The organism is Pseudomonas syringae (assembly GCF_001698815.1).
GTDB lineage: Bacteria > Pseudomonadota > Gammaproteobacteria > Pseudomonadales > Pseudomonadaceae > Aquipseudomonas > Aquipseudomonas syringae_A.
In genome coordinates this window covers 1-5,581 of sequence record NZ_LGSI01000014.1, presented here as the reverse complement: position 1 = coordinate 5,581, position 5,581 = coordinate 1, and the positions used below count along the sequence as shown (strand labels likewise).

3 protein-coding genes, 2 tRNA genes and 1 pseudogene are annotated in these 5,581 nt (G+C 59.2%); 1 reads left to right on the top strand and 5 read right to left on the bottom strand.

Annotation, left to right across the window (positions count from 1 at the left end; genetic code table 11):
* From AFK24_RS30480 to nirB, 3 genes and pseudogenes are all read right to left on the bottom strand, one after another.
* Window positions 1-165 (bottom strand): annotated as a pseudogene (locus AFK24_RS30480) (IS110 family transposase); the annotation flags it as partial.
* Between the two features lie 145 nt (window positions 166-310).
* On the bottom strand, window positions 311-661 hold the full coding sequence (gene nirD / locus AFK24_RS03560; RefSeq protein WP_065831926.1) for a nitrite reductase small subunit NirD: 351 nt from the start codon (window positions 659-661) through the stop codon (window positions 311-313).
* Window positions 658-3,222, bottom strand: a complete 2,565-nt coding sequence (nirB, locus tag AFK24_RS03555; protein WP_065831925.1) for a nitrite reductase large subunit NirB — start codon at window positions 3,220-3,222, stop codon at window positions 658-660. The genes nirD and nirB overlap by 4 nt, the downstream gene beginning before the upstream one ends.
* A 529-nt stretch (window positions 3,223-3,751) precedes the next feature.
* On the opposite strand from nirB, the gene yegQ reads away from it, so the two are divergent.
* The gene (gene yegQ / locus AFK24_RS03550) at window positions 3,752-5,083 is read left to right on the top strand and encodes a tRNA 5-hydroxyuridine modification protein YegQ (protein ID WP_065831924.1); all 1,332 of its coding nucleotides are present in this window, start codon (window positions 3,752-3,754) and stop codon (window positions 5,081-5,083) included.
* 211 nt (window positions 5,084-5,294) lie between these two features.
* Here yegQ and AFK24_RS03545 read toward each other — a convergent pair.
* Together AFK24_RS03545 and AFK24_RS03540 are read right to left on the bottom strand one after the other, a co-directional pair.
* Window positions 5,295-5,370: transfer RNA gene (locus AFK24_RS03545), tRNA-Gly, on the bottom strand.
* Window positions 5,371-5,372: 2 nt separating this feature from the next.
* Window positions 5,373-5,448: transfer RNA gene (locus tag AFK24_RS03540), tRNA-Glu, on the bottom strand.
* Window positions 5,449-5,581: the final 133 nt, after the last annotated feature.

Below are 5,581 nucleotides of genomic sequence, written 5' to 3'. Positions count from 1 at the left end.
CAGCAGAAAGGCTTCGCGTGACTTGATTCGGGCTTCGTAAATGACTTGGCCAAGGGCATCTTCCCCGGCCACCTGGAACACATTCTTGGCAAGATCTACCGCCACAGTCGAACACACAGACACATCGACTGGAGACGAATGAGTTTTGGTCGTATGCTTTTTCATGGGCTCGCCCTCGCTGTCGTTGGCTTCTTAAGAATGCCACCGTGGCGCTACAGACGCCTCGGCTTGGGCGAGTCCATCCAATTACATAATGTTCAATGTTTGCTGCACATAGTGTCCGTGTGCTCAAACGGTCTCTAACTGCGCATCAACCTACCGCGATCTCGACATTCTGCCCACTCAGCCGCACCGGCCAGACCCGCAAACGCTGTTCCGGGTATTCCAGGCAGCCACCGTCGTGCAGTCGAAAATGCTGCTTATACAGCGGCGAAGCAATCACCAGTTCGCCCTTGATGTTGCCGATCAGCCCGCGACCAATGACATTGACCCCCGATTGCGGGTCGCAATTATCGACGGCGTAGAGGTTTTTGCCCTCGGCGTCCGGCAGGTAGAACAGCGCGACTTGCTCGCCGTCCAGCCATACCACCACCCCGGAGTTACGCACCAGGTCTTGCTTGTTGCACACCGGGCGCCATTCGTGGGTATTTGACTGGCTCATGAGAGTGCCTCCTCGGTAACAGGGATCAGGTTGAGTTCGGCGGCTGTTGCCGGGCGGCGCTGGCCGCGTTCCTTGACGAAATGGATGTCCGGATCGCCGCGTTTATCGTTGACGAAGGTACGGAAGCGCTTGAGTTTTTCCGGGCTGTTGAGGGTGTTGGCCCATTCGCACTCGTAGCGGTCGACCACCAGTTGCATCTGCGCTTCCAGCTCGGCGCCCAGACCGAGGCTGTCGTGGATGATCACGTCCTTGAGGTAATCCAGACCGCCTTCCAGGCTTTCACGCCAGACCGAGGTGCGCTGCAACTTGTCGGCGGTGCGGATGTAAAACATCAGGAAACGGTCGATGTAGCGGATCAGGGTTTCATCGTCCAGGTCGGTGGCGAACAGTTCCGCATGACGCGGACGCATGCCGCCGTTGCCGGAGATGTACAGGTTCCAGCCCTTCTCGGTGGCGATCACGCCGACATCCTTGCTCTGCGCCTCGGCGCACTCACGGGTGCAGCCGGAAACCGCAAACTTGAGTTTGTGCGGCGAACGCAGGCCTTTGTAGCGATCCTCGATGGCCAGGGCCATTTTCACGCTGTCCTGAACGCCGTAACGGCACCAGGTGCTGCCGACACAGGATTTCACTGTGCGGGTGGACTTGCCGTACGCATGCCCGGTTTCAAAACCGGCGGCGATCAGCTCGGACCAGATGTCTGGCAACTCATGCAGCTGGGCGCCGAACAGGTCGATCCGCTGGCCGCCGGTGATCTTGGTGTACAGATCGTATTTCTTGGCGACCACACCGATGGCGATCAGCTTGTCGGCGGTGATTTCCCCACCGGCAATACGGGGCACGACCGAATAAGTGCCGTTTTTCTGCATGTTGGCCATGAACGTATCGTTGGTGTCCTGCAACGGCACCAGGGAAGCGTCCATGATCGGCTGGTTCCAGCAGGAGGCGAGAATCGAACCCACCGCAGGCTTGCAGATATCGCAGCCGGTATGTCCGTGGCCATGCTTGGCGAGCAGTTCTTCGAAGGTCAATACATCCTCGACCCGAACCAGCGCGTAAAGCTCCTGGCGGGTGTAGGCGAAATGTTCGCACAAACTTTTGTCGACACTGACGCCACGGGCGATCAGTTCATGCTCAAACACCGTCTTGAGCAAGGCCGCGCAACCACCGCAACCGGTGCCCGCCTTGCACTGCGACTTGAGCACACCCAGATCGGTACAGCCGCCGTCGATGGCCGAGCAGATCGCGCCCTTGGTGACGTTGTGGCAGGAACAGATGGTCGCGGTTTCCGGCAGCGCGGCCGGGCCCAGGGTTGGCGCGCCTTCGGAGGACGGCAAAATCAGGCTCGCCGGTTCTTTAGGCAGGACAATATTGTTCTGCATGTACTGCAGCAGGGTGTCGTAATAACTGTTGTCGCCCACCAGCACGGCACCGATGACGTGCTTGCCGCTGGCATCCACCACCAGTCGTCGATAGCTGGCGGTGGTCTGGTCAATGAATTGATAGCTGCGGGAACCGGGCGTATGGCCGTGGGCATCGCCGATGGAGCCAACGTCCACGCCGAGCAGCTTGAGCTTGGTGGACATGTCGGCGCCCATGAACGGCTCGCCTTCGGTGCCGCACAGCAGTTGGGCGACACCACGAGCCATTTGGTAACCCGGTGCCACCAGACCGAAGATGCTGCCATTCCACGCCGCGCATTCGCCAATGGCATAGATATGCGGATCGCTGCTCTGGCATTGGCTGTCGATAATCACGCCGCCGCGCGGGCCGATCTCCAGGCCGGACTGGCGAGCCAGTGCGTCCTGGGCGCGAATCCCGGCAGAGAACACGACCAGATCGGTTTCGAGGAATTCATCGTTGCCGAAGTTCATCCGGTAGCGGTACTCCTCGCCAGCCGTGATCGACTGGGTGCCGCGAGACAAATGCACGCCGACGCCGAGCTTCTCGATCCGGTCCTTGAGGGCGATACCGCCCTGCTCGTCCAGCTGCACCGGCATCAGGCGCGGCGCAAATTCCACGACATGGGCTTCCAGTCCCAGGCTTTTCAGCGCATTGGCAGCTTCCAGACCCAACAAACCGCCGCCGACCACCACGCCACGTATCGCGTTGGTGGCTGCAGCGCGAATGGCGTCCAGATCTTCCAGGGTGCGGTAGACCAGACGCGAATCGCCGTGAGCGCCTTCAATCGGCGGCACGAACGGATAAGAACCGGTGGCCAGGACCAGCTTGTCGTAATGGACACTGCCAGTCGCCGTGACCACCTGATGTCGGTCGCGATCGATCTCCAGCACTTGCGTGCCGAGATGCAGGGTGACGCCCGGCGTCTGGTAGAGCGAGATATCGGAGAGCGCCAGCGACTCGGCATCACGCCCGGAGAAATACTCGGACAGATGCACCCGGTCATAGGCCCGCATCTGCTCTTCACCAAAAACATGCAGTTGGTAGTGGTTCAGGGCGCCACCGGCGATCAACTGTTCGACACAATGATGTCCAACCATGCCGTTACCGATCACGATCAAGGTTTGCAGCGAGTCCAAAGGAGCAATATTGGAGTTCATAGATAGCACCCAGCCAAAGCCAATCACGGATAAAAAAGCAAAAAAAACGCCTGAAACCTTTCGGTTCCAGGCGCCTTTGCCTGTTCATTTGTGGTGTCGATCCGGCCTCTGTGCCCGATTCACCCATCTTGCCCACGGCCTGCTGGCTGCTCGATCTTCGTTGACCGACGGGGCTGTCCACTCGACTGCGTATGCGGTGGACCTGATGAGTGATAAGCAGAATGTGTGCCAGCTTGCATTCTGAGATAATCTGCCTCGCCTGATGACCCCGCTGGCAGGTGCGGGTTTGAAGTCCTCGGGCAGGATTTCACCGGTTATCGCCAGCACGACCAGGACCTCGGCTGACACCGCGCGCATGGCTCGACTCGCCTCCGCTTGGTGCATATCCATGGTGTGCGGCTATATATAAGTGCATTTGCCGGGCGATTTGCAGCGTGGCTTGCGCCGATGCTCAACCCGCATAGACGCAGATCAATGAAGCCTGTGGGCAAGCTGATTATGCTCAGCGGTTTTGCGACCGAGCTTTCCCATGCCTCTGCCTACTCCCGAACTGCTCGCCCCCGCCGGCACCCTGAAAAACATGCGCTACGCCTTTGCCTATGGCGCCGATGCGGTCTACGCCGGTCAGCCGCGCTACAGCTTGCGCGTGCGCAATAACGAATTCGATCATGCCAATCTGGCCGTGGGTATCAGCGAAGCCCAGGCTCAAGGCAAGCGTTTCTACGTGGTGGTCAACATCGCGCCGCACAATGCCAAGCTCAAGACCTTTCTCAAGGACCTGGAACCGGTGATTGCCATGGGCCCGGACGCACTGATCATGTCCGATCCCGGCCTGATCATGCTGGTGCGCCGCCATTTCCCGCAGATGCCGATCCACTTGTCGGTGCAGGCCAACACGGTGAATTGGGCCAGTGTCGAGTTCTGGCAGCAGCAAGGCTTGAGCCGGATCATTCTGTCCCGAGAGCTGTCCCTGGAAGAAATCGCCGAAATCCGCCAGCACGTGCCCGCCATGGAGCTTGAAGTGTTCGTCCACGGCGCGTTGTGCATGGCTTACTCGGGGCGCTGCCTGCTGTCGGGTTACATCAACAAGCGCGACGCCAATCAAGGCAGCTGCACCAATGCCTGTCGCTGGAAGTATTCGGCGGAGCAAGCCACGGAAAATCAGCTCGGCGACATCGTGCAGACCTTCCAGCCCCAACCGACCCTGGGCGACGGCGCGCCGACTGACCAAGTGTTTCTGCTCCAGGAATCCAATCGGCCGGGCGAACTGATGCCAGCGTTCGAGGACGAGCACGGCACTTACATCATGAACTCCAAAGACCTGCGCGCCGTGCAGCACGTCGAGCGTCTGACGCAAATGGGCGTGCACTCGCTGAAAATCGAAGGCCGAACCAAATCCCATTTCTATTGTGCGCGGACCACTCAGGTTTACCGCCGCGCCATCGACGATGCAGTGGCCGGTCGCGCGTTCGACCGCAGCCTCATGACTGATCTGGAATCCCTGGCCCAGCGCGGCTACACCGAAGGTTTCCTGCGTAGGCACGTGCATGACGAGTATCAGAACTACCAGAACGGCAGTTCGGTATCAGAGCGGCAGCAGTTTGTCGGCGAACTCACCGGCGAACGGCGTAACGGGCTGGCAGAAGTGAAGGTCAAGAATCGCTTCAATCTGGACGACAACCTGGAACTGATGACGCCGCGTGGCAACTTCCACTTCGATCTGGAGTACTTGCAGAACGCCAAGGGCGAAGCGATCGGCGTGGCGCCAGGGGACGGGCATACGGTGTACCTACCGATCCCGGAAGCGGTTGATTTGCGGTTTGGGTTGTTGATGCGGGATGTGAGCCTTGAGCTTGACTGAAATGCGCCTGGCGTGGATACCGTCTTGATCGTCATCACACAGCCATTTGAACGTGTACATATCCCGCAGGACTGGCTTTAGCCGGGAGAGGCCGGTACAACGCAGCAGTTGCGGCGTCCGACCTTCCGCGCTCCCGGCTAAAGCCGGTCCTACGGATCCAAAAAACGCACACACAAAAACGCCGCTCTATTGAGCGGCGTTTTCGTAAATATGGAGCGGGAAACGAGACTCGAACTCGCGACCCCGACCTTGGCAAGGTCGTGCTCTACCAACTGAGCTATTCCCGCAATGGCGTCCCCTAGGGGACTCGAACCCCTGTTACCGCCGTGAAAGGGCGGTGTCCTAGGCCACTAGACGAAGGGGACACGCTAACTGAAACACATGGTATGTATTCCAGTGCCCAAATCCGCATCCGAAGAATTGGTTCTGGCTTCACTCAATCTCGCCCAAAGGCCAGACTGCTTAAAAATGGAGCGGGAAACGAGACTCGAACTCGCG

What these genes read in the sequence shown, in the direction of transcription:
- yegQ (WP_065831924.1), top strand. Translation starts at nt 3,752, where the DNA reads ATGCCTCTGCCTACTCCCGAACTGCTCGCCCCCGCCGGCACCCTGAAA.
- nirD (WP_065831926.1), bottom strand. Translation starts at nt 661, where the DNA reads ATGAGCCAGTCAAATACCCACGAATGGCGCCCGGTGTGCAACAAGCAA.
- nirB (WP_065831925.1), bottom strand. Translation starts at nt 3,222, where the DNA reads ATGAACTCCAATATTGCTCCTTTGGACTCGCTGCAAACCTTGATCGTG.